Origin of the sequence: Sphingorhabdus sp. (genome assembly GCF_044338195.1) — a bacterium.
Classification (GTDB): domain Bacteria; phylum Pseudomonadota; class Alphaproteobacteria; order Sphingomonadales; family Sphingomonadaceae; genus Sphingorhabdus_B.
In genome coordinates this window covers 1-23,938 of the sequence record NZ_JBIIMC010000005.1, presented here as the reverse complement: position 1 = coordinate 23,938, position 23,938 = coordinate 1, and the positions used below count along the sequence as shown (strand labels likewise).

Here is a 23,938-nt window from a genome sequence, read left to right as displayed (position 1 = left end):
GTCATCACGTCATGCACGCCCGTTGTTTTGATCCGCAGGAGATCATCCAGCGCCAGAAACGGCACCGCATAGGGTATGTAATGCCTAAAAAGCTGTATCATTGCGCCGCGTCCATGTCGGATGTGCTAACGGGCAATGGTAAAGTGTCGATTAACTTTACAGTCTGCAGCCACATCCCGTGAGACGCCTGCACAAAATGTAACATGCGCGATTTCGGCAAGGGCTGACACACCCATTAAACCGTCCGGTCGAATATGAATGGCGACAACCCTCGTTCGCGCTCATTGAATACCAGCACTCTGCCCGCTGGCGGCGCGCTGCGTTGCGGGCAGTCCGATCGCGTGCACGCAGGACAGCCCAATCCGATCGGCGTCGCTGCTGCATCGCGTAGGTCCCAGCCCCGCGCCGCGGCCAAGGGTGCCGCGAGCTTCGCATCGATCCCCAAACAAATGGCAAATTCAGCTTCCACACCGCCGCTCACAGCGGTTTGCGGGTGGACTGTGCGCGACAGGGTGAACCAGCGGCTTTTGTCCTCCAGCTCAACCAGATGCGGCATCAGCGTGCCCGGTCGTGCAAAGACATTGTGCACGTGCCACAACGGGCACCGACGGTCGGTCTCCACCAAAGGTGAAGCGCTCGCCCCGGCATAACGCTTACTGCTCTGCCCGGCCCGATCGATCCGCAGCATGAAAAATGGCAGTCCGCGGTGCCCCACCCGCTGCAACGTCGTTAGGCGGTGCGCGACTTGTTCAAAACCAGCGCCAAACCGGCGTTGCAGCAAGATGAGATCATAGCCCGTCGCCTCGCAAGCGCGCAGGAAACGTGCATAGGGCATCATGACGGCTGCGGCGAAATAGCTGTGCAAATGGCGTCGGTAGAGACGCTCCCCGGCCCGTTCGGCAAAGGACGCTCCGGAAACGAGCGCCTCAATCTCGGCTTTCGCCTCCAACATGCCAAGTTGCAAGGCGGCGGCGAATGTGCGGCTTGCTGGGTCCAACAGCTCCGAAAGCTGCAATTGCCGGGCATGTAGGTCTAGCCGGCGTAACCGGTCAGGCATCACATCGAACGGCAATATCCGTATCGACAGCTGATGCTTCACGCGCAGCCGTTCGGTAATCGCGCCGTAAAGGTCCGCGTTCGTGAGGCGCAGTTCATCCGCGAGGTTTTCAGCTTGCGCGTCCAAATCCGCAAAATGGTTGCGCCAGCGTTCAATCTCACGCCGCGCCGATGCGATGGATTCAGGTTCAATACTTGCGCCGCCTTGCATCGTGCCCGCGGCGCCATGCGAACCGCCGGACAAGCGGTCAAACGCGCGCGCAAAAGCTTCGGCTGCGTCAGGGCTGGCGGCGATCCATTCTTCCACCTGTGTTCGGTCGACAGACAGATCGGCAAACATGGGATCGCTCAACCGGCGGCGAATGGCCTCAACGCCGCCGCCGGGGGTTGTCCCAGTCAGTGTGCGTGGATCGAAATCATAGGACTGCGCGAGCTTCAGCAACAATGTGGCCGTGAGCGGACGTTGGTTGCGCTCAATCAGGTTGAGGTACGACGCGGATATGGTGAGCGCATCGGCCATTGCCCCTTGCGTCAGTCCGTTTGCACGACGGATTCTGCGGACGGCATGACCGGCAAATAGCTTTTGTTCACTCATGGCGACGCCTTGTACGTTATATTACAGATTTACAATTAAATCTTAACTTATCTGCACCATAACACAACAAATATTACAAGATTGACTCGTCCTTTGGCCATTTGTGTCGCAAAACTGCACGCATAAATCAGGTTACCGAAGGAATTGTAAATGTCATACCAGTCGCTCATTGCTGAAAACAGCACGCACATTGCCGCGAATAATGGCACATGGGACTCGATTAGCGCGGAGTCCGTGGCGCGTATGCAATTGCAAAACCGTTTCCAGACGGGCCTCGACATTGCACGCTACACCGCGAAAATTATGCGCGAAGACATGGCGGCTTATGATGCTGACCCCGCACAATACACGCAGTCGCTGGGCTGCTGGCACGGGTTCATTGCCCAACAAAAGATGATTTCGATTAAGAAGCATTTCGGCACCACCAAAAAGCGCTATCTCTATCTGTCTGGCTGGATGATCGCGGCGCTGCGCAGCGAGTTTGGCCCTTTGCCCGACCAATCGATGCATGAAAAGACAAGCGTCCCTGCCCTTATCGGCGAACTTTACACATTCCTGCGTCAGGCGGACAGCCGTGAGCTCAACCTGCTCTTTAAAGACCTTGATGACGCACGTGCGGCTAACGATGCGGCCAAGGAAGCGCAGGCGCTTGCCAAAATCGAAAACCATGAAACCCACGTCGTGCCGATCATCGCGGACATTGACGCAGGTTTTGGTAATGCCGAGGCAACCTATCTTCTGGCCAAAAAGATGATTGAAGCGGGTGCATGTGCCTTGCAGATCGAAAATCAGGTTTCGGACGAAAAACAATGTGGCCACCAAGATGGCAAGGTTACTGTCCCGCACGAAGATTTTCTGCAAAAAATTCGGGCCTGCCGCTACGCGTTCCTCGAACTGGGCGTTCCTGATGGCATCATCGTGGCTCGTACGGACTCCTTGGGCGCAGGCCTGACCAAGCAGATCGCTGTATCGAAAGAAGCTGGCGATCTGGGCGACCTGTATAACAGCTTCCTCGATTGCGAAGAAATCGACCCAAGCACAGCGCAGAATGGCGATGTCATCCTGAACCGCAATGGGAAGCTTTTGAAGCCAAAGCGTTTGCCGTCGAACCTTTTCCAATTCCGTTCAGGAACAGGCGAAGACCGGTGCGTGTTGGATTGCATCACATCGCTGCAGAATGGCGCCGACCTGATCTGGATCGAAACCGAAAAGCCACACATTGAACAGATTGCCGGCATGGTCGACCGTATCCGCGAAGTCGTTCCCAACGCCAAATTGGCATATAATAACTCGCCAAGCTTCAACTGGACGCTCAATTTCCGTCAGCAGGTGTTCGACGCCTGGGCTGCAGAAGGTAAGGACGTGTCGGCTTACGACCGTGCAAACCTGATGAGTGCGTCATATGATGAAACAGAATTGGGCACACAGGCCGATATGTGGATCCAGAATTTCCAACGCGATTCTGCAAAGCGTGCGGGCATATTCCACCACCTGATTACCTTGCCAACATATCACACCGCGGCATTGAGCACGGACAATCTGGCGAAGGATTATTTCGGCGAAATGGGCATGCTTGGCTATGTCGCCGGCGTCCAGCGCAAGGAAATCCGCCAAGGTATCGCTTGTGTTAAGCACCAGAACATGTCGGGTTCCGACATTGGTGACGAACATAAGGAATATTTCGCTGGCGAAGCCGCGCTCAAGGCCGGTGGTAAAGATAACACCATGAACCAGTTCAGCAACGCAGCCTAAGAAAGGTGAATCCATGAGCGAACCAGCACGCGCCCGCGCCGTATTGTCGACCGAGGACCTCACGCTTTTAAGGCAAGCCTTGGTCCACTATCTGGAAGCGATCAAGGATCAGCCGGAGTCGATCAAATTTGCCCGCCTCTACCACCGTTTGGGAAGTGCAGGCGGCAAGTAAGCGCACATCTATTTTACGAGTTTTCCTGGGGAGGAAAACACCTAACCGCCGGCAGCAATGTCGGCGGATTTTTTCTATGGGCCAACGCATTGTCGCTAATATTTTCTTAAGGCCGTTGGTATATCCCCCTTGCAACCAAACAGGCTGGGGCGCGTGGATAATACTCTAAAAATCTTGCTTGGGGTTCTGTCGGTCACCGGGTTCATCACCGTGGTCATTCCGCAGGGCGACCCCCTGGCGCCTAGCCAAGCCGCAGATGTAGCAAACCCCGAAGTTAACGCGCCGCCACCCGAGCCAACAGCACCGCTACCCTCGCCGCCGCCATCTCCGCCGCCTGTATCATTCGATTCTGGGGTTTCTGTTGGATTTATAACCGGCGCGCCATCGATTGACGGCCGGCCAATTCAAGCTGATTTCGGATTGCCATTTGGCGTATCCCCGCAATCAGAGAGGGAAAATCCGGACGCACCCCAAACTCACACAAATGGCTATAAGCCACCTGTATTTAGCATGCCAGGCGCACCTGCCCAAAAGGAGGAGGAAGAGGAAACGGAGACTAATGTCACCCTTGCGCAGTGAACCCAGAAACCAAGATTTATTGGGCGGTCCAGCCACCATCAACCGATAGGTTCGTTCCGGTAATCGCGCTGGCCTCATCCCGGCACAGGAACACCGCCAAAGCTGCCAATTGTTCAACCTGAACAAATTTCTTCTGCGGCTGGTTGGCCAGCAATACATCGTTGATGACTTGTTCGCGCGTCAAGCCGCGCGCTTTCATCGTGTCGGGAATTTGGTTTTCAACCAATGACGTCCACACATATCCCGGGCAGATATTGTTGACGGTTATGCCTTGCGTCGCGACCTCAAGCGCAACCGTTTTGCTAAAGCCTGCAAGGCCATGCTTTGCCGCGTTATACGCCGACTTAAACGGTGACGCGACAAGGCTGTGCATCGAACCGGTGTTGATCACCCTGCCCCACCCCTTTGCCTTCATCGCGGGCAAGGCAGCTTTCGTGGTATGGAAGGCAGACGACAAGATGATCGACATGATTGCGTCCCATTTATCTTCCGGGAATTCATCCACCGGTGCAACATGCTGGATACCCGCATTGTTGATCAAAATATCAGGCGATCCCAGTTTCTCGCTACATTCGGCGACCATCGCCCTGATTTCATCTGGCTTCATCATATCCGCGCCAGAATGGAGTGCTTTGCCACCGCTTGCGGCGGCGAGTTCCGCCACATACCCTTGTATGGCATCCGCATCACCGAAACCGTTGATCATCACATTGGCGCCCTCGGCCGCAAGGGCGCGCGCATAACCCAGTCCAATGCCAGATGTTGAACCAGTGATAAGCGCCGTTTTGCCTTGGAGGAACATGGGAGATAGCCTTTGCGTTAGGGTTGCGTTGTACATCGCTAAACGCAATATTGGTGCAGGACAATATGGCAGAATGCCAAGACCAAATAGGTGCAATTGTGTAAAAGGCCTGTCATAAGGTCCACATGCGTTTGAATGATTGCCATAATGTCGCCGATTTTCGCCAGCTGGCGAAGTCGCGCCTGCCGTCGCCTATCTTTAACTATATCGACGGCGCAGCCGATGATGAGCGGACGAAAGGGCGCAACAGCTCGTCGTTCGACGACTGCGACCTTGTGCCCAATGTGCTCGCGGGCGTTTCGGATATCGACACAAAAGTTCGGGTCATGGGCAAAGACATTGCGATGCCGCTCATGCTATCGCCGACCGCGTTGCAACGCTTATTCCATTGGCAAGGTGAACGCGCCGTTGCCGCTGTGGCGCAGCAGTTTAACACATGGTTCGGCATTTCCTCACTTGCCACGGTGAGCATCGAGGAAGTCGGTGAACGCATCAAAACACCCAAAATGTTTCAGCTGTATATTCACAAAGACAAAGGCCTGAACGCGTCGATGATCGAACGCTGTAAAGCCGCGAAATTTGATGCCATCGCGTTAACCGTCGATACGATCGTATCCGGCAATCGGGAACGCTGCCTGCGCAGTGGGTTCACATCGCCGCCGCGATTTACACCTGCATCGGTGCTCAGCTACGCCATCCATCCAGCATGGGCGCTGAACTATATGTTTCGGGAGAAATTCTCGCTTCCCAACCTGCAAACGCATGTGGACGCCGGGACCAATGTCGCGGTGTCTGTGGCCGAATATTTCAACACGATGCTCGACACGTCGATGGACTGGAAAATGGCGGAGAAAGTCCAGTCCGACTGGGGCGGCGAATTTTGTATAAAAGGTATCATGTCCGTTGATGATGCGAAGCGGGCTGTCGACATTGGCGCGACGGCGATCATGGTGTCAAACCACGGCGGACGGCAGCTGGATGGATCGCGGTCACCATTCGAGCAGATTTCCGAAATCGCCGACGCCGTGGGCGGGAAGATCGACATCATCTGCGACGGCGGCGTGCAGCGCGGCAGCCATGTATTGAAGGCGCTGGCAGCAGGCGCCACAGCATGCTCGGGCGGGCGGCTGTATCTGTACGCATTGGCCGCAGCGGGCCAACCGGGTGTTGAACGTATCGTTGGCAAATTGCGCGACGAAATTGATCGTGACATGCGGTTGATGGGTGTCAAATCCGTCGCGCAGCTTAACCGTTCTATGTTGCGCTATCGCTAGGCTTTTGCGCGTCCCTGCAAGGTCAGGAAAACAGGGTTAGCGCGTGCTCACCAAGAACCAGATTGCGACTATCGCTAACAGAACCGCAAAAACGCGGCGCACTTGGTTTCGGCGGTTACCCACAGTCATCCATCCATGCGCTTGGGCCGCCAACACAACTATGACGAGGTGTACCGCCGTCGCAATGGCAACATAGCTGGCGGACAGCAGCATGGTCTGCGGAACAACTGGCGCATTCGTTGCGATATAGGCTGGCAGGACCGTGACAAAAAACACCGCAGCCTTTGGGTTCAGCAAGTTTAGCAGCAAGCCGTGGCGGAACCATGCCGCCATGGCCGTCGCGTCTATGTGGCGGGTTGCAGCTTCTTTCTCCCCAACCCATGTTTGCCATGCGAGCCATAATAAATAGGCCACACCTGCGTAGCGCAGCAAGCTAAAGGCAACAGGTGCGCGGGCTGCGAGCGCGGCAAGCCCCATTGCCGAGGCCACAGCAAGAATCGCAAGGCCCGTTGCAATGCCCGCAACAGCGGCAAAACCGGGCCGCTTCCCTTGTGTGGCGCTGGTCAAAGCGAGCCATGCCATGTTCGGCCCTGGTGTCAGTTCAATCAGCATTGTGGTGATAAGAAAGGGAAGGAACAGCACGGTGACCATCCGCAATTTATACACGCCTTCACCCGATAGTCGATTGCGCTTGGCATTACGCTTCAACGCACCCATTTAGGGTTCATGACCAATTACTCCCTGCTTGATCTTGTTCCGGTTGTCGAAGGTGGTTCGGTGGCTGGCGCGCTGGCCAATGCCGCTGATCTTGCTGCCCACGCAGAAACTTTGGGCTTCAGCCGCTATTGGGTTGCCGAACATCACGGGATGCGCGGAATCGCCAGCGCGGCCACCAGCGTGGTCATCGGGCATATTGCCGCAGCGACCAAATCTATCCGTGTTGGTTCAGGCGGCATCATGCTGCCCAACCATGCGCCATTGGTCATTGCCGAGCAATTTGGCACTTTGGACGCGCTTTACCCCGGCAGGATCGACCTTGGATTGGGCCGTGCACCCGGCAGCGACCAACGCGTTGCCGCAGCAATCCGCCGCACATTGGACAGCGATCCGAACGCCTTCCCGCGCGACGTCATGGAATTGCAAAGCTATTTCGCTGATGATGGCAAAACCGGCATAGTCGCGACACCCGGCGCGGGTGCACATGTGCAACTCTATATCTTGGGTAGCAGCCTCTACGGCGCGCAAGTGGCCGCTGCATTGGGCTTGCCCTTCGCCTTCGCCAGCCACTTTGCACCGCCAATGCTCGACGAGGCCCTGCACATCTACCGCAGCCATTTCCGGCCAAGCGCGATATTGGACAAGCCCTATGCGATGGCGGCATTTAACATCATCGCCGGCGAAACCGACGCGGAAGCGGAGTTTTTGGCGAGCTCGCTAATGCAAAGCTTCGTCGCCTTACGCACCGGCAACCCCCGCCAAATGCCGCCGCCGGTCGAAGGCTATGTGGCGTCACTGCCCCCGCAATTTACGTCTGCGTTGAACGACATATTATCTGCCAGCGCAATCGGCTCCGCTGACACCGTAAAGGAGGGCGTCAAAGCGTTTTTGGCCCGCACACAAGCGGATGAAATCATCGTCGCCTGCTCAATATTCGATCACGAGAAACGAAAACGGAGCCTGGATATAACAGCCTCCGTTTTCGCGGAACTTAGTAAACGCGTGGCTTCGGCTTGATATACTCTGCCTCGTCGGTCAGCGTATAATCATGCACTGGGCGGTAGTCGATTTTCACCGCGCCGCCGGAGCCGCCCCAACCTTCAAACCATGAAGCGGTGTGCTTCATCCAATTTGCGTCATCACGCTCTGGATAATCCTCATGCGCATGCGCGCCGCGGCTTTCCTTGCGGTTGTTGGCGCTTTCGATGGTGCAGACAGCCTGCGCCATCAAATTGTCGAGCTCAAGCGTTTCAATGAGATCGGTGTTCCAGATCATGCTGCGGTCGGTGACGTGCACGTCGGCAAGACGCTGGTTGACCTTTTGCATTTCGGTAACGCCTTCGGCCAGCAATGCTGTGTCGCGGAACACCGCAGCATGCTTTTGCATTGTCCGCTGCATTTGCAAACGAATGTCTGCAGTCGGCGAACCGCCCTTTGCGGCACGGAACTTGTCGACGCGGGTCAGTGCCAAATCGGCAGCGTCTTTCGGCAGCGCCTTGTGCGGCGCACCGGGCGTCAGCGACGCTTTCAAATGCAGACCAGTTGCGCGGCCAAATACCACCAGGTCGATCAACGAGTTTGATCCAAGCCGGTTCGCGCCATGCACCGAAACGCATGCAGCTTCGCCAACGGCATAAAGGCCCGGAACGATGACTTCAGGATCGTCACCAACCTTGGTGACAACCTGACCATGATAATTGCACGGAATTCCGCCCATATTGTAGTGAACCGTTGGTGTCACTGGCAACGGTTGACGTGTCAGATCGACGCCAGCAAAAATCTTTCCGCTTTCGGTGATGCCGGGCAAACGCTGCGCCAAAACCTTGGGATCGATATGGTCGAGATGTAGGTAGATATGGTCCTTATGCGGGCCGACACCGCGGCCTTCACGCATTTCAAGCGCCATTGAACGGCTGACAACGTCGCGTGAAGCCAAATCCTTAGCCGATGGTGCATAACGCTCCATGAAGCGCTCACCTTCGCTGTTGGTCAGATATCCGCCCTCGCCGCGCGCGCCTTCTGTGATGAGAACGCCAGCGCCGTAAATACCGGTCGGGTGGAATTGCACGAATTCCATATCCTGAAGCGGAAGCCCGGCGCGCAGCACCATGCCGCCACCGTCACCCGTGCAGGTATGCGCCGAAGTGGCGGAGAAATAGGCGCGGCCATATCCGCCGGTTGCCAGCACGACGGCGTGGCTTTTAAAGCGGTGGATGGTGCCATCTTCCATGCACATGGCGATCACGCCGCGGCATTCGCCATTTTCCATAATCAGATCGAGCGCGAAATATTCGATGAAGAAATCCGCGTCATATTTCAGGCTCTGCTGATACAGGCTGTGCAGCATGGCGTGACCGGTGCGGTCGGCCGCTGCCGCCGTACGCTGAACGGGGGGGCCTTCGCCCATATTCTGCATATGCCCGCCAAAGGGGCGCTGATAAATTGTGCCGTCGGCATTGCGGCTAAACGGAACGCCGGCATGCTCAAGTTCGTACACCGCAGCAGGCGCTTCACGCACCATATATTCGATCGCGTCTTGGTCACCCAACCAGTCCGAACCCTTTACGGTGTCGTACATGTGCCACGTCCAATGGTCCGGCGAGTTGTTGCCAAGCGACGCCGCAATTCCGCCCTGTGCCGCAACTGTATGCGAACGGGTGGGGAAAACCTTTGTGATACAGGCTGTTTTCAAACCGGCTTCAGCGCTGCCCATCGTGGCGCGCAAGCCAGAGCCGCCGGCTCCAACAACAACCGTGTCATAGGTATGGTCGATAATCTTGTAAGCGTCTGACATCAGGCGGATGCTCCGGTAAATGCTAATTTTGCTACGACGAAAATGCCGAACACGGCGCTCGCGACGACATAGAAGTTGAGAAGTGCCATTGCGCCAAACTTCAATCCTTCGTCATGCACATAATCTTCAATCAAAACCTGAAGACCAAGGCGCGCATGCGAAAAAATGTTGACGATCATCAATATCATCGGGACCGCAACGATTGGCTGAGCCAGCCATTGCGCCAAAGTTGCCTGATCAAAATTCGGCATGAGAAGCAGCGAGACAACCAACCATGTGGTTAGCAAGATATTGCCAATCGCGGTCAGACGCTGTTTCAACCAATGTTCGCCGCCATGCTTTGCTGAACCCAGCCCGCGCACGCGCCCGATATATGTTCTACTGTCCATCATCAAACTCCCAGAAAGCGCGATGCCACAAACAGGACAACGAATGCAGTTGCAAAAAAGGCCGCAATGAATGCAGCCGAAGCCCAGGTCCGGTTAGCCTTCAACTCGTAACCAGCGCCAATATCCAAAACGAGGTGACGAATGCCCGAGGCGAGATGTTGGAAGAAGCTGAAGGTTACAGCCAAGCCCAAAAGCCGGAAGAACCAGTTTACCGCAGTTTCAAAACCGGTTGCGCTTTCGCCTGCGGAGACAACATATTTTTGAAAGGTCGCATAGCTTTCCGCGCCACCGCCAATTGCGGACAACCACCAAAGCAAAGTGATCATACCAACCGTCGCGAGAATGAATCCTGTTGCGCGGTGGAAAATCGAAATCGCCATCTGCGGTGACCAGCGATACACCTGCAAATGCGGGGATAACGGGCGGTTCGGGTTTTTCGCCATGATTTCAGCGTCCTTCATTTAAGCGCGGCCTGTATTAAGCGTCGCTCTTTAATCGTTTAATGGCGTGGCGCAAGGCCTGCACCGTCAGAATCACGCATACAGATAATGGATTTGTTCAATAACAACTTTGCACAAAATCTGCGCCAGAGCATCGGGGGTGTTCCGGCAATAACCCGCTATTAACCATTTACCGCTTAAACATGGAAAATCGATCCGCATTGCGGAAGACCATGACACAGGAACGCATCAATGGCAGAAAAACGGGACATTGAACAATCGGACGTCCAGGCGATTATTGATGTGTTTGTCGAAGACAAAAGCTTTGCGCCCCGCTGCCGCAAAGTCGGTAAGCTTTTGAAAGACAGGCTATACGACATCAGCAGCTATTATTGGGATTATTGGATCAGCATGGGCAAGTTTCCTGAAATGCAGGATCCCGAAAATGTAGAAAAAGCCCGGATCAAAACAGCGGCCTTTATTGGTAAACGCCTTAACGATATCGAAGGCGCGGAATGGTCCAAGTTTCTAACCCGCCAGATTATGGATTCTTGCCAACGGGGCATCCCACCCAAAACTGTTAATGCAGCGTCGATACGGACGAACGCCTACACGCTAAAGTTGCTCGGTGAAGTATATGGCGTGGAGCAAGAAGACTATCAGGACCTCGCAGCTGCCGTGCTGACCGCGACGGGTCTGGAACTGTCCATCATGGCAATGTGCCACACGGCATATCACGCCAATCAGAACGCGGCGCGCCGCCAAGAACAATCGGCGCAGTTTGAATCCGACATCGGCGTTACTGCACATGAGGTTGCCGACCGCACAGCCGTATTGCGCCAGCAAGCCGCGAGCAGCTCGCAAATGGCGAACGGCATGCTGTCCAAAGCATCTGAAGTTGCGGCAGCGTCTGAACAATCTGCCATCGCCATGCGCGAAGCGGCCCAGACGGCCGCTGGCCTCATCCGCGCCATTGAAGATGCACGGACAGAAGTGGAGACCGCCGCCGACGTCGCAAACCGCGCCGCCGATGTTGCAACAAAAGGTGCCGTGGCGACCGATACGCTGTCCGAACAATCACAATCCATCGAATCTATATTAGGCCTTATCCGCGACATCGCCGGGCAAACCAACTTGCTGGCGTTGAACGCCACGATCGAAGCGGCGCGCGCAGGTGATGCGGGCCGTGGTTTCGCCGTGGTCGCGCAGGAGGTAAAAAGCCTCGCAAATCAAACAGCGCAGGCAACGGATGAAATTGCGCAGAAGATTTCATCCATTCAAAGCGCGACCAAGGCGTCGGTTGAATCAAACGCATCCATCCGCGAAACCGTTGACGAAGTGCGCATGTCTGCCGAACGCATCCGGCGGGCGATGGAAGACCAAGCGCAAACAGTGACCATGATTACCGCATCCGTCGATGAAACCGCTTTGGCTGCCGATTTAATGTCAAACACCATCTCTGCCATCCGCAGCGATACGGAAAATGTGGTGTCGGAAATCATGCTGCTTGAGGGCGGGTTTAGCGAAGTAAATGAGAAAATCTCATCGCTTCAAGCCAATGCTACGCGCTTTGTTGGAAACCTCGTCCGATAACTTCGGTTGAAATTTTGTCGGCGCTGTGAAAAGCAGCGCGGATGAAAAAGCATATCCTTATCACCGGCGCATCACGCGGCATCGGCGCTGCCGCTGCGGCCAGCTTTGACCCCGCAACGACTTCCGTGCTGGCACTGTCCAGCACAGATGGCGATCTAAGCGATCCCACAACGCCACAACGGCTTTGGAACCACGCACTTGATCGCCTTGACGGGCGTGTGGATGTGTTAATCAACAATGCTGGGGTATTTGAGCAAAACCCGATTTCCGCCTCGGACGATGAATGGCTCGCCAATTGGAACCGGACCATGCAGATCAACCTGACGGCCAGTGCGGACTTGTGTCGCCGTGCCGTCCTGCATTGGCAAGAATCAAACGCGAGTGGCCGGATCGTTAATATCGCCAGCCGCGCCGCGCATCGTGGCGATAGCCCGGCCCATTGGCATTATGCGGCATCAAAGGCGGGCATGGTCGCAATGACCAAGACCATTGCCCGCGCTTACGCTGCCGACAAAATCTATGCCTTTGCCATATGCCCCGGCTTTACCATGACCGGCATGGCGGACGATTATCTCGCAAGCCGCGGCGGCGATAAGCTGCTCGCCGATATCCCGCTCGGCAAGGTCGCTGATCCCGAAGAAGTCGCGGCCATGGTGAAATTCTGTGCGCTGGATGCGCCGCCGTCAATGACGGGCGCTGTGTTGGATATAAATGGCGCGAGCTATGTACGCTAAGCTTGGCGCTCTATCGGTATTCGCCCTGACGGCCTGCGCCCCTGTCGCACCCGTCAAAACCATCAGCAGTGGAGCCACGCTCGCGTCACAGTGCCAAGGCCGTGACGGCTGGGGCGACCCTGCCCCGCCCGCGCACATATTCGCCAATGTGTATATGGTGGGTACATGTGGAATCGTGTCTTTGCTCGTCACGTCACCCAAAGGTCATATCCTCATCGACGGTGCGACAGCCGAAGCGGCCCCATTCATTGCCGACAATATCCGCAACCTTGGTTTCCAACCGAGCGATGTGAAATATCTGGTCAGCAGTCATGAACATTATGATCATGTTGGCGGGCTTGCAGCGCTAAAGGGCATTACCGGTGCCCGCATGTTGGCACGGACCGAAGCCCGCAAAAGTCTGGAGACCGGCATTTCGGACCCTACGGACCCGCAATTGGCAATCTTGCCGCCTTTCGCGGGCATAAAGGTCGACCAAATCGTCAGCGACGGAGAAACCATCACCCTTGGCCCGATAAAAATGACTGCCATCGCCACGCCCGGCCACGCCCCGGGTGGAACGAGTTGGACCTGGAAATCATGCGAAGGCGCGATCTGTCATCAGTTTGTTTTCGCGGACAGCCTTGGCGCTGTGTCTGCTGATGGTTACAGATTTACCGACCACCCCGCCTATGTTGCCGTGTTAAGGGCGACCATGAAACGCGTGTCTGAACTAAAGCCATGCGACGTCCTGATCGCACCGCACCCCGCGCAATCACGTTTCTTTGAACGCGTTTCGGGCAAGGAACCTCTCGCCGACCCTGCAGGCTGTGCAAATTATGCGAAAGCAGCGATGGAGCGGCTCGACGCCCGGTTAGCCAAAGAAGCCGCGCAATGAACTGGAAGGTGACCCTGCCCTGCACCCGCAGTGAAGCGGAGGCGCTGCACCATGACGACGAGTGGTTTGCGGCATTGGAACCCATGCCGACCATCGTTGCGGACGAAGTCGAAGCCTTCAACGACGAGAAATGGCGGCTTGAAGCCTATTTTAACGAGAAACCAAACGCGCAGGTGATCTCCGCCATCCAAATCCGTCTTCCCAGTGCCGCAGGCGCAAAGGCGGTGGTTGAAAAACTTCCCGATGCCGACTGGGTCGTCATGAGCCAACAAGGGCTTCAGCCGGTGCATGCCGGGCGCTTCTACGTCCACACAATGGCCAACAAAGGCACAGTGCCCGGCGGCGCAACCCCGTTCCAAATCGAGGCTAGCCGCGCCTTTGGCACGGGCGGACATGAAACGACCAGCGGCTGCCTTGATATGCTCGACAGAATGAAACGTGGCGGCAAACGGTTTGACCTGATTGCCGATATCGGGACCGGCACTGGCCTGCTGGCTTTTGCCGCCCATGCGCTGTGGCCGAAGGCATATTTGACAGCATCGGATATCGACCCAGTCAGCATTGATGTCACCGCGGCCAATGCTGCGGTCAACAACGTCCCTTGTGGCGTTGCGCAGGGCCAGTTGGCGCTGTGTGTGGCCGCAGGGACTGCGCACGATCTTATCACTGCCCGCGCACCTTATGATTTGGTCATCGCCAATATTTTGGCGGGCCCGTTAATCGAACTTGCGCCGTCGCTATCAGCCATATTGCGCGAAGGTGGTTCGCTCATCTTGGCTGGCTTGCTGAATACGCAGGCAGAAGCGGTCACGCGGGCATATCGCCTGCACGGGTTTAGAGTGCAAAAACGCAAGGATATGGGAGATTGGCCATGCCTGTGGCTCGTCAAGCGCCGCAATTATGGCTGGCAACGCCCGCTGCGCGCTTCAGGCCGCACCAGTCAGCCGCCGGGTGATTTCGGAACCTGGTAGCCCTTAAAATATGCCTGCGTGCCCTTGGTGATGAGCGCATCTTCGGCGATGATTTCGCCAACCACTATATCCGGCAAGGATTCGAGCCGCTCGTACAATGGCGCGAAATCGGTCTCGACGGTCACCTTAAGCAACTGTTCCATGCTGGAGACCACAAAGTAATTCTGCTGAAAATCATCAATGCGGTAATGGCTGCGCATGACGCGCAACAGATCGAATGCGATCCGGTTGGGACTTGGGTCCTCCAGCGCGAAAATGCTCTCTGCATAGCTTGAGACGATCCCAGCGCCGTAAATCCGTAAGCCATCCGCCTGCTGAATAAGGCCGAACTCAACCGTATACCAATATAGACGCGCGAGATGGTCAAGCGCGCCAAAGCCAAGCGAACGCAAACCGCCCTTGCCATAAGCGACCATATAATCCGCAAATACGGGGTCCGCCAACATGGGCACATGGCCGAACACATCATGAAAAACGTCTGGCTCTTGCAGATAATCCAGCTGCTCCGGCGTCCGGATAAAATTGCCTGCGGGAAAACGGCGATTGGCGAGATGGTCAAAAAACACGTCGTCGGGAACCAAGCCCGGCACGGCAACGATTTGCCAACCCGTGGCCGCCATCAATCGCGCGTTCAATTCGCGATAATCCGGAATACCGGGGCGCGTTAGCTTTAGAACATCGATACCGCGCATAAATGCATCGGCCGCGCGGCCCGGTAGCATCGCCGTTTGGCGGGCAAAAAGCCGGTCCCACATCGCATGCTCATCAGCGCCAAAGGCGTCCCAATTCTGGGACACGGTCCAATCGGCATTGGCACCGGCAGGCGGCGCGTCATAAACATGGCTCGAGCTATCCATGGGAATTGGTTACACTTGAAACCGTTTTGCATCAACCGCGTTGGCAGCGACCTCATCCCGCCCCAAGACCTCGCTAGTCCCCGTCAAGCCTCCGCCACGATGCGGGCCCATTCGGCCTCATCAATGACTGAAATGCCAAGTGCCGTGGCCTGTTTCAGCTTCGACCCCGCTCCGGGGCCCGCCACGACCAAGTCGGTCTTTGCACTCACCGATCCAGCAGATTTTGCACCAAGTGCCTCAGCCTGCGCCTTTGCCTCATCCCGGCTCATGGTTTCAAGCTTTCCGGTGAACACTATGGTTTTGCCGGTCCATGCGCTTTCACGGACGTTTGAAACATAAGCAGGCGGCGCGATTTCGTTCAGAAGATCATTCCACACCGACCTATTGTGCGGTTCGTGGAAGAAATCGCCAAGTGCCTCGGCAACCGCCCCGCCAACGCCGTCAATCGCGGTGATGTCCGCGACAGCCGCCTCATCACCCTGCGCCAAGCGCAGCCCGACCAGGCCAACGTCTTGTACCGTCCCAAAAGCCTTAAACAAATCGCGCGCAGTGACTGCACCAATATGGCGAATCCCAAGGCCAAAGAGCAACTTGGCACCATCTGGTGCGCGCTTCGCCTCAATCGCTGCCAACAGGTTATCCACAGACTTATCCTGCCATCCATCGCGCGATAAAATATCTGCCCGCCGCGACCGCAGCCTGAAAATATCTGCGGGACTTTCGAGCCAACCCAGATCGAAAAACTCTTGAATCGTTTTCTCGCCAAGTCCCTCAATATCCAGCGCGCCTCGGCTGACAAAGTGGATCAGTCGCTGGACGCGCTGGGCCGGGCAAATCAGTCCGCCCGTGCAGCGCACATCGACTTCGCCTTCCTCGGCAACGGCTTCCGAACCACACTCGGGGCATTGCGATGGAAACGCATAAGGCGCGCGTTCTGTGTCGCGTGTTAGGTTTTCGACGATCTGGGGAATAACGTCCCCTGCCCTTTGCACGACAATGCGATCCCCGGGGCGCACAGCCAATCGGGCGATCTCATCGCGGTTGTGTAGGGTTACGTTGGACACAACGACGCCGCCCACCGTTACGGGGGTCAGGCGGCCTACGGGCGTCAACTTGCCCGTCCGGCCCACTTGAATATCGATAAGCTCAAGCGTTGTTTCGGCCTGTTCGGCGGGAAATTTATGCGCAATCGCCCAGCGCGGGGATTTTGCGACAAAGCCAAGCCGTTCCTGCCAGTCCAACCGGTCAACCTTGTAGACGACGCCGTCAATATCATAGGGCAAGTCCGCCCGCCGCCGTTCGATGCTGGCATAATGGGCGAGCGCATCACCGCTATGCGCAACGCGGACGAGCAATGGCGACACGGGGATACCCCATGCCGCAATGGCCGCCATCACGCCGCTTTGCGTCTCGGCTGGCAAGCCACTGACCTCGCCCCATCCATGCGCAAAGAACCGCAACGGCCGTGACGCGGTAACCTTGGCATCTTTTTGCCGCAATGATCCCGCCGCCGCATTGCGCGGGTTGGCAAACAGCTTCCCGTCCTTCGCCTTTTGCGCTTCGTTTATCGCCGCAAAGTCAGACTTGGCCATATAGACCTCGCCGCGTATCTCGAAGATGTCGGGCACATCACCGTGCAACTGCTGCGGAATGTCCGAGATATACGCGACATTGGCGGTCACATCCTCACCCACGCTGCCATCGCCGCGTGTTGCCGCCTGTACCAGCTGGCCTTTTTCGTACCGCAAGGAAAGCGAAAGGCCGTCAATCTTGTCCTCCGCCGTCAATGCAACATCCGCATCGGGGGCAAGGTTTAGAAAGCGCCGGACCCGCGCCACGAAATCATGCACATCTTGCGCCTCAAACGCGTTGTCGAGGCTCATCATGCGCTTGGCATGCGTGATTTTCTTAAGCCCGGAACCGTCTACAGCAGCGCCAACCAAGTTATTGGGGCTGTCGGCGCGCACGAGATGCGGGAAAGCGGCCTCCAATTCATTATTGCGCCGCACCAACGCATCATATTCCGCGTCTGAAATTTCAGGCGTGTCTTCGGCATGGTAGCGCTTGTTGTGGTGGGCAATCTGCTTCGCCAACCGCATCAGCTCATTGGCAGCGTCTGCTTCTGTCACTCACCGGCTCCAGAAACCGGCTTCGTCAGGTCAAATGATACCCGGAACAACCGCCCCGGCCTTGCCAGTTCATATGTCAGGACTTGTCGTGGCGTGACTTCAAACGCCCAGATATTGGCATTTGATACAGTTCGCCCTTCTTTGGTGAACATGTCTTTGGAATAGGCATCCGCAGGGAATTCTTGCCGCATGACGCTGCCAGACGTCACGGTATCGCCGCCATATTGGGATACAGGGTCTTCGGTGCCATCCTTTAACATATGACGATGCTTCAGACGCAGGCCAGTGTCTGTCTTGCTGATAATCCATGTGCGCGATTTATCTTCGCCAACATCAAATGCGATCCGAACTTCGCGCGATGAACATTCGCGGACGTGCGCGCGCATCTTGGCCGAATTAAAGCTAGCGTCGCTTTCATCACCCGCCGCCAATTTGCCTTCAAATGACTTGCCGCACAGCGCGGAAAGTTCACGAAAAAAACCGTCGGCCGGCAGCGCTGCGGGTTCCGTGGTCGTGCAGCCAGTCAGCAGCACCGCAAAAATCAAACCTATTTTCTTCACACAACCTCCAAAAGACGTTTTGCTTGCGCGCGCGCTTCATCCGTCACTTCTGCACCAGAAAGCATCCGGGCGATTTCTTGGCTGCGCGCTTCATTATCCAGCAAGACCACGCCTGTGCGCGTCACCGTTCCTTGGCTGGATTTGGCGATAAAGTAATGCGCCTTGCCTTTGGCCGCGACCTGCGGGCTATGCGTGACCGCCAGCAATTGCGTATGTCGGGCCAAACGCGCAAGCCGCTCACCGATGGCAGCCGCCACCGCGCCGCCGACGCCGCGGTCGATTTCATCAAAAATGATCGTCGCGGCCCCGCCCTCTTCCGCCAACGCGACTTTCAGCGCGAGGATGAAGCGCGACAGTTCGCCGCCCGATGCAATTTTGGCCAGCGGCGCGAATGGCGCGCCGGGGTTCGTCGAAATCAAAAACTCTACGCGGTCCATGCCCGACGCCGCCCAGCGGTCCTCGGGAAGCTGCTCCACAGCCGTTTGAAACTGTGCCGCATCGAGCTTTAGCGGCGCCAATTCCACCTTAACCGCGGCATCCAGCTTCGCTGCTGACGCACGTCGCGTTTCCGACAGTGCCGTGGCGGACGCGACATAGGCCGCGTGCTTTGCAGCAACCTCAGCCTCCAACATAGCGAGCCCCTCGCCACCGGCCTCAATCGACTGAAGCTGCGCGGTCAAGCGCTCCTGCAGGGCAATGATGCCGTCCGGCGCGACATTGTGCTTACGGGCCAGCGCGCGCAATTCGAACAGCCGCTCCTCAATTTCATCGAGACGTGCGGGTTCATATTCAATTGCCCGCGCAGCCGTATTCAACTTGTCCTCGGCTTCGCTTGCTTCGATCACGGCACGGTCAAGCGATGTCAGCGCTTCTGCCAGCAACGGATGGGCATCAGCCAAGCGGTCAAGCTTGCGTGCCGCAGACCGGATAAGCGCAAGGCCACTTTTGGGGCCGTCAAAGCTTTCAAGTACGGCCTTCAAATCTTCGGCGATGCGCTCGCCCTTTTGCATGTCCGACCGCTCGCCAGCCAGTTCCTCTTCCTCGCCGGGCTGCGGATTAAAGGCGGCAAGCTCGGCCACCGCATGCTCAAGCCACTCTTGGTCGCGCGCGGCATTTTCCAATGCTTCGCGTGCGATATCAAGGCGCACTTTCGCCTCATGCCATGACGTAAAATTGGCCGCGACCGTTGCGGTGTCGCATCGGCCAAAGGCATCAAGCAGCGCCCGGTGCCCGCGCGGGTTCAGCAATCCGCGATCATCATGCTGCCCGTGTATTTCGACCAAAGATGCGCCGACATCGCGCAGCAAAGCGGCAGAGCATGGCTGATCATTTATGAAGGCCTTACTGCCGCCATCGGCCTTAACCGAACGGCGGATCAGCAGCGGTTCGCCAACGTCGATTTCAATATCATTGTCGCCAAGCAAGGCGACCACATTGGCTGGCGCATCAAAGCTTGCGGTTACTTGCGCCTTGTCAGCTCCTGCACGCACGAGGCCGCTATCGGCGCGCGCACCCAGCGCAAGGCCCAGAGCATCCAGCAAGATCGACTTACCAGCGCCCGTCTCCCCGGTTAACACACCAAGGCCGTTTGCGAATTCAAGGTCTAGCGCCTCGATCAGCACCACATCGCGGATCGACAGCCCCGTTAGCATATCATTACGCGGCGGGCGCGTTCTTCTGCATCAGGTCATAGGCGCGCTGATACCATATGCTACCGGGGTAGTTCGCACCAAGCACGGCCGCAGCTTTCTTCGCCTCCTCCGGCACGCCCATCGCCAAATAGCTTTCGGTCAGGCGGTACAACGCCTCTGGCGTATGCGTTGTCGTATCAAATTTGTCGATGACTTCGCGGAAACGCAGCGAGGATGCGAGCCACAAGGCACGACGTTGATAGAAACGGCCAATCTCCATCTCCTTGCCCGCCAAATGGTCGCGCACAAGATCGATTTTCAACGTGGCGTCGGCGGAATAGCGCGAATTGGGATAGCGACGCTGCACTTCACCCAACGCAGCCAATGCCTGCTCCGAAATCTTCTGATCGTGGGTCACGTCGCTCATCTGTTCGTAATAGGACAAGGCGATCAGGTAATAGGCATAAGCCGCATCTTTGTTACCCGGATGGATTGACAGAAACCGGCGCGACGATTGAATCGATTCGTTATATTTCTGCGCCATGTAATAGCTAAATGCGCTCATCAGCTGCGCGCGGCGAGCCCATGGCGAATAAGGATGCTGGCGTTCGACTTCGTCAAACAAAGCTGCCGCAACTTCATATTGCTTGTTATCCAGCTTGTCCTTTGCCGCCGTATAGAGCGTGTTGACGTCACGCGCGACATAACGGGTGTTGCTACCCGGCTTTGCGCCACCGCCGCCAAGGCCGAGCATAGCGCAACCCGAAAGCATGGAAACCGAAGCCAGCAAGCCAGCGGACACAAGGATTTTTCTGTTCATGGGATTGTCCTTAGATACTCTTGGGGCCGTCGCCAAGGGTTTTGCGCATGTTAGTGCGAGATGCTGTATCAGGCATGAACTGAAGGCGAGACGGCGTCGGCGACAACCGGCTTTGCCCATTGGCAGCGACCCATGCCCACAACGAAAAAGGGGTCACCGAAGCGACCCCTTTTCCTCTCCAATCCTTTTGCAGGATGTTCTGTTTGGATGGAAGCGCGCTGCGCGTGCCCACCCCTAACCCCTCCCGCCTGCGGGAGGGGAACTTAGGCTTAGTCCTTCAGGAATGCTGGAACATGGTCGGGATCGCCCCCGCCATTGTTTCCGCCTTCTGAACGCTCTTGGCGTGGACCACGGTCTCCGCGGCCTTCACCACGACCACCGCCATCACGACGAGGTCCGCGATCGCCACGGCCTTCGCCACGTCCGCCACCGCCGCCTTCACGACGGGGACCACGATCGCTGCGCTCGCTCTTTTCACGTGGCGGGCGTGTATCTTCCAGCTCTTCACCGGTTTCCTGATCTACGACACGCATTGACAGGCGAACCTTGCCACGTGGATCGATTTCAAGGACCTTGACCTTAACGTCCATGCCTTCGCTGACAACGTCGGTAACCTTCTCAACGCGCTCGTTGCGCATTTCGCTGACGTGGACGAGACCGTCCTTGCCACCCATGAAGTTTACGAACGCACCGAAATCGACGAGATTGACGACCTTGCCGTCATAGATTTTGCCAACTTCAGCTTCTTCAACGATGCCGGAAATCCACTTACGTGCAGCTTCGATCTGGGCAACGTCGGACGACGAGATCTTGATAAGACCTTCATCGTCGATGTCGACCTTGGCGCCAGTTGTGGCGACGATTTCACGAATAACCTTACCACCGGTACCGATGATGTCGCGGATCTTCGCTTTGTCGATCTGCATGGTTTCGATGCGTGGTGCGTGCGCCGACAATTCACCGCGGGCTTCACCCAAAGCTTTTGCCATTTCACCAAGGATATGCGCGCGGCCTTCCTTGGCTTGGTTCAATGCAGCTTCGAAGATTTCACGGGTAATACCGGCAATCTTGATGTCCATCTGCATCGTGGTGATGCCTTCTGACGTACCAGCAACCTTGAAATCCATGTCGCCGAGATGATCTTCATCACCCAAGATGTCGGAAAGGATCGCGAAATCCTTACCTTCAAGGATAAGACCCATTGCGATACCCGAAACCGGACGTTTGATAGGCACGCCTGCGTCCATCATGGCGAGGCTGCCACCGCAAACCGATGCCATCGACGACGAGCCGTTCGACTCAGTAATGTCGCTGGTCAAACGGATGGTGTACGGGAACTCGTCCTTGGTTGGCAGCACAGGGTGCAACGCACGCCATGCAAGCTTACCATGGCCAATTTCGCGGCGACCAGGCGCACCGAAACGGCCAACTTCACCAACACTGTAAGGTGGGAAGTTGTAATGCAGCATGAAGTTTTCATAATGCAGACCGCCAAGACCGTCGATCATCTGCTCTGCATCCTTGGTGCCCAAGGTGCAGGTGGCGATGGTTTGCGTTTCGCCGCGTGTGAACAAGGCAGAACCATGTGCGCGTGGCAAGAAATGCGTTTCCGAAACGATTGGACGGATTTGCGTGGTGCTGCGACCGTCGATGCGGGTGCCGTCCTTTAGGATGGCGCCGCGAACGATTTCAGCTTCCAGCTTCTTCATCAACTTGCCTGCGGCCAGCTGATCCTGAGGCGCTGCGTCAACAAACGCTTCCTTCGCCTTTGCGCGTGCAGCGTTCAACGCGTTGCTGCGTTCCGACTTGTCGGTCAGCTTATAGGCTGCAGCAATATCCTTGCCGATCAGCTTCTTAAGCTTATCCTTGGCAGCGGACAGGTCAGCCTGCTCCGCCATTGCCCAAGGATCCTTGGCAGCTTGTTCAGCAAGCTTGATGATTGCCTTGACGACTTCCTTACATGCGTCATGCGCAAACAGGACGGCACCAAGCATGATTTCTTCCGAAAGCTCATTGGCTTCGGATTCGACCATCATCACGGCATCATATGTCGCTGCAACAACGAGGTCGAGGTCACCTTCGGCAACCTGCTCATCCGTTGGGTTCAGGATATATTCGCCATTCAGGTAACCAACGCGTGCCGCGCCGATTGGGCCCATGAATGGTACGCCCGAAATGGTCATCGCAGCCGAAGCTGCAACAATTGCCAAAATGTCAGGCTCATTCTCGCCATCATAGCTAAGAACTTGCGCGATTGCGTTGATTTCGTTGTAGAAACCTTCTGGGAACAACGGACGCAATGGACGGTCGATCAAACGGGAAACCAACGTTTCCTTTTCAGTCGCGCCGCGTTCCCGCTTGAAGAAGCCACCGGGGATACGGCCAGCTGCCGAATATTTTTCTTGATAGTGAACGGTCAATGGGAAGAAATCCTGACCATCCTTTACCGACTTCGCCGCGGTAACCGCGCAAAGTACAACAGTTTCGCCCAAAGACGCCATAACAGCGCCGTCAGCTTGACGGGCAACCTTACCCGTTTCGAGTGTCAGGGTTTGTCCGCCCCACTCGATTGATACAGTTTTCGTATTAAACATAGATTTTCCTTTGACCCGCATGCCCTATGCGATGCGGGGCCTCAATTGAGCGGATGATCCGATCCGCAAACGGCCGGGGCATTTCAAAGCCCCCATGGCAGTCCAGCCTCATTGCCGGACACGCCCTTTTCCATTTTTCGTCATCCTGAACTTGTTTCAGGATAACAAGAAACGGTCATTTGATATCCTGAAACACATTCAGGATATCCCAATACGTAAACGGCCCGCCGAGGCGGGCCGAACGATTGTGTTACTTACGAAGGCCGAGCTTCGCGATGAGCGCCGCGTAACGGTCACCATCGATTTTTTTCAGGTAATCCAAAAGCGAACGACGCTTATTGACCATCTGTAGAAGACCACGACGCGAATGATTGTCCTTGTGGTGGTCTTTAAAGTGGTTGGTCAGCGTATTGATACGGTCAGTCAGGATTGCAACCTGCACTTCTGGTGATCCGGTATCATTTGGCTCGCGTGCGTGCTCTTTGATGACCTGTGCTTTACGTTCTGCAGTAATTGACATATTTTTCCTTCGAACATCATAGAGTTAGGTTAAAGCCACGGACGGTTTTTAAAGCACCGCCGATGTTCTCCACCAGTGCAAT

At 56.3% G+C, this 23,938-nt stretch carries 21 protein-coding genes; 8 read left to right on the top strand and 13 right to left on the bottom strand.

All coding sequences use genetic code 11. The features are described from left to right. Positions 1-235: 235 nt before the first annotated feature. The gene (locus ACIQZK_RS02600) at positions 236-1,651 is read right to left on the bottom strand and encodes a short-chain fatty acyl-CoA regulator family protein (RefSeq protein ID WP_397574781.1); all 1,416 of its coding nucleotides are present in this window, start codon (positions 1,649-1,651) and stop codon (positions 236-238) included. Between the two features lie 150 nt (positions 1,652-1,801). Between ACIQZK_RS02600 and ACIQZK_RS02595 the strand changes: the two genes are divergently transcribed. Together ACIQZK_RS02595 and ACIQZK_RS02590 are read left to right on the top strand one after the other, a co-directional pair. Then, positions 1,802-3,403 carry an isocitrate lyase gene (locus tag ACIQZK_RS02595; RefSeq protein WP_397574780.1) on the top strand — a complete coding sequence of 534 codons (1,602 nt, stop codon included), beginning with the start codon at positions 1,802-1,804 and terminating at the stop codon, positions 3,401-3,403. Positions 3,404-3,416: 13 nt separating this feature from the next. Beyond that, positions 3,417-3,575, top strand: coding sequence for a hypothetical protein (locus ACIQZK_RS02590; protein WP_183940489.1), 159 nt, complete (start codon positions 3,417-3,419; stop codon positions 3,573-3,575). Between the two features lie 595 nt (positions 3,576-4,170). Here ACIQZK_RS02590 and ACIQZK_RS02585 read toward each other — a convergent pair. Beyond that, positions 4,171-4,956 (bottom strand): 3-hydroxybutyrate dehydrogenase, encoded by a 786-nt coding sequence (locus ACIQZK_RS02585; protein ID WP_324477221.1) that lies wholly within the window; start codon positions 4,954-4,956, stop codon positions 4,171-4,173. 125 nt (positions 4,957-5,081) lie between these two features. Here ACIQZK_RS02585 and ACIQZK_RS02580 point away from each other — a divergent pair, with 125 nt between their 5' ends. Further along, complete coding sequence (locus tag ACIQZK_RS02580) at positions 5,082-6,230, top strand: alpha-hydroxy acid oxidase (protein ID WP_397574779.1); 1,149 nt, start codon at positions 5,082-5,084, stop codon at positions 6,228-6,230. Positions 6,231-6,266: 36 nt separating this feature from the next. Here the strand turns inward: ACIQZK_RS02580 and ACIQZK_RS02575 are convergent, their stop codons facing one another. Next, on the bottom strand, positions 6,267-6,947 hold the full coding sequence (locus ACIQZK_RS02575; RefSeq protein WP_397574778.1) for a LysE family translocator: 681 nt from the start codon (positions 6,945-6,947) through the stop codon (positions 6,267-6,269). A 9-nt stretch (positions 6,948-6,956) separates the two neighbouring features. On the opposite strand from ACIQZK_RS02575, the gene ACIQZK_RS02570 reads away from it, so the two are divergent. Beyond that, complete coding sequence (locus ACIQZK_RS02570; RefSeq protein WP_397574777.1) at positions 6,957-7,964, top strand: LLM class flavin-dependent oxidoreductase; 1,008 nt, start codon at positions 6,957-6,959, stop codon at positions 7,962-7,964. Here the strand turns inward: ACIQZK_RS02570 and sdhA are convergent. Genes sdhA through sdhC form a run of 3 tightly spaced genes read right to left on the bottom strand, consistent with a single transcriptional unit; the run spans position 7,939 to position 10,591 of the window. Continuing rightward, positions 7,939-9,741: a succinate dehydrogenase flavoprotein subunit gene (gene sdhA, locus ACIQZK_RS02565; RefSeq protein WP_397574776.1), complete on the bottom strand. Its 1,803-nt coding sequence runs from the start codon at positions 9,739-9,741 to the stop codon at positions 7,939-7,941. The genes ACIQZK_RS02570 and sdhA overlap by 26 nt on opposite strands. Next, complete coding sequence (gene sdhD, locus ACIQZK_RS02560; RefSeq protein ID WP_397574834.1) at positions 9,741-10,130, bottom strand: succinate dehydrogenase, hydrophobic membrane anchor protein; 390 nt, start codon at positions 10,128-10,130, stop codon at positions 9,741-9,743. Before sdhD ends, sdhA begins: the two co-directional genes overlap by 1 nt. A gap of 2 nt (positions 10,131-10,132) precedes the next feature. Continuing rightward, the gene (gene sdhC, locus ACIQZK_RS02555; protein ID WP_306063246.1) at positions 10,133-10,591 is read right to left on the bottom strand and encodes a succinate dehydrogenase, cytochrome b556 subunit; all 459 of its coding nucleotides are present in this window, start codon (positions 10,589-10,591) and stop codon (positions 10,133-10,135) included. A 231-nt stretch (positions 10,592-10,822) separates the two neighbouring features. On the opposite strand from sdhC, the gene ACIQZK_RS02550 reads away from it, so the two are divergent. Genes ACIQZK_RS02550 through ACIQZK_RS02535 form a run of 4 tightly spaced genes read left to right on the top strand, consistent with a single transcriptional unit; the run spans position 10,823 to position 14,745 of the window. Then, positions 10,823-12,163 (top strand): methyl-accepting chemotaxis protein, encoded by a 1,341-nt coding sequence (locus ACIQZK_RS02550; protein ID WP_397574775.1) that lies wholly within the window; start codon positions 10,823-10,825, stop codon positions 12,161-12,163. A gap of 41 nt (positions 12,164-12,204) precedes the next feature. Next, positions 12,205-12,897, top strand: a complete 693-nt coding sequence (locus ACIQZK_RS02545; RefSeq protein WP_397574774.1) for an SDR family NAD(P)-dependent oxidoreductase — start codon at positions 12,205-12,207, stop codon at positions 12,895-12,897. Next, entirely contained in the window at positions 12,887-13,774 is an 888-nt protein-coding gene (gene bla, locus ACIQZK_RS02540; protein WP_397574773.1) for a subclass B3 metallo-beta-lactamase, read from the top strand. The genes ACIQZK_RS02545 and bla overlap by 11 nt, the downstream gene beginning before the upstream one ends. Next, positions 13,771-14,745, top strand: coding sequence for a 50S ribosomal protein L11 methyltransferase (locus ACIQZK_RS02535; RefSeq protein ID WP_397574772.1), 975 nt, complete (start codon positions 13,771-13,773; stop codon positions 14,743-14,745). The genes bla and ACIQZK_RS02535 overlap by 4 nt, the downstream gene beginning before the upstream one ends. Here ACIQZK_RS02535 and phhA read toward each other — a convergent pair. The 7 genes from phhA to rpsO form a co-directional block, all read right to left on the bottom strand. Next, on the bottom strand, positions 14,715-15,602 hold the full coding sequence (gene phhA / locus ACIQZK_RS02530) for a phenylalanine 4-monooxygenase (RefSeq protein WP_397574771.1): 888 nt from the start codon (positions 15,600-15,602) through the stop codon (positions 14,715-14,717). The genes ACIQZK_RS02535 and phhA overlap by 31 nt on opposite strands. Positions 15,603-15,685: 83 nt before the next feature. Beyond that, positions 15,686-17,701, bottom strand: a complete 2,016-nt coding sequence (ligA, locus tag ACIQZK_RS02525) for an NAD-dependent DNA ligase LigA (RefSeq protein WP_397574833.1) — start codon at positions 17,699-17,701, stop codon at positions 15,686-15,688. Positions 17,702-17,727: 26 nt separating this feature from the next. Then, positions 17,728-18,291, bottom strand: coding sequence for a hypothetical protein (locus ACIQZK_RS02520; RefSeq protein WP_397574770.1), 564 nt, complete (start codon positions 18,289-18,291; stop codon positions 17,728-17,730). After that, positions 18,288-19,943: a DNA repair protein RecN gene (gene recN, locus ACIQZK_RS02515; RefSeq protein WP_397574769.1), complete on the bottom strand. Its 1,656-nt coding sequence runs from the start codon at positions 19,941-19,943 to the stop codon at positions 18,288-18,290. The genes ACIQZK_RS02520 and recN overlap by 4 nt, the downstream gene beginning before the upstream one ends. Before the next feature lie 4 nt (positions 19,944-19,947). Beyond that, entirely contained in the window at positions 19,948-20,742 is a 795-nt protein-coding gene (locus ACIQZK_RS02510) for an outer membrane protein assembly factor BamD (RefSeq protein ID WP_397574768.1), read from the bottom strand. Between the two features lie 269 nt (positions 20,743-21,011). After that, positions 21,012-23,336, bottom strand: a complete 2,325-nt coding sequence (pnp, locus tag ACIQZK_RS02505) for a polyribonucleotide nucleotidyltransferase (protein WP_395635803.1) — start codon at positions 23,334-23,336, stop codon at positions 21,012-21,014. 250 nt (positions 23,337-23,586) lie between these two features. Further along, on the bottom strand, positions 23,587-23,856 hold the full coding sequence (gene rpsO, locus ACIQZK_RS02500) for a 30S ribosomal protein S15 (RefSeq protein WP_395637724.1): 270 nt from the start codon (positions 23,854-23,856) through the stop codon (positions 23,587-23,589). Positions 23,857-23,938 lie beyond the last annotated feature (82 nt).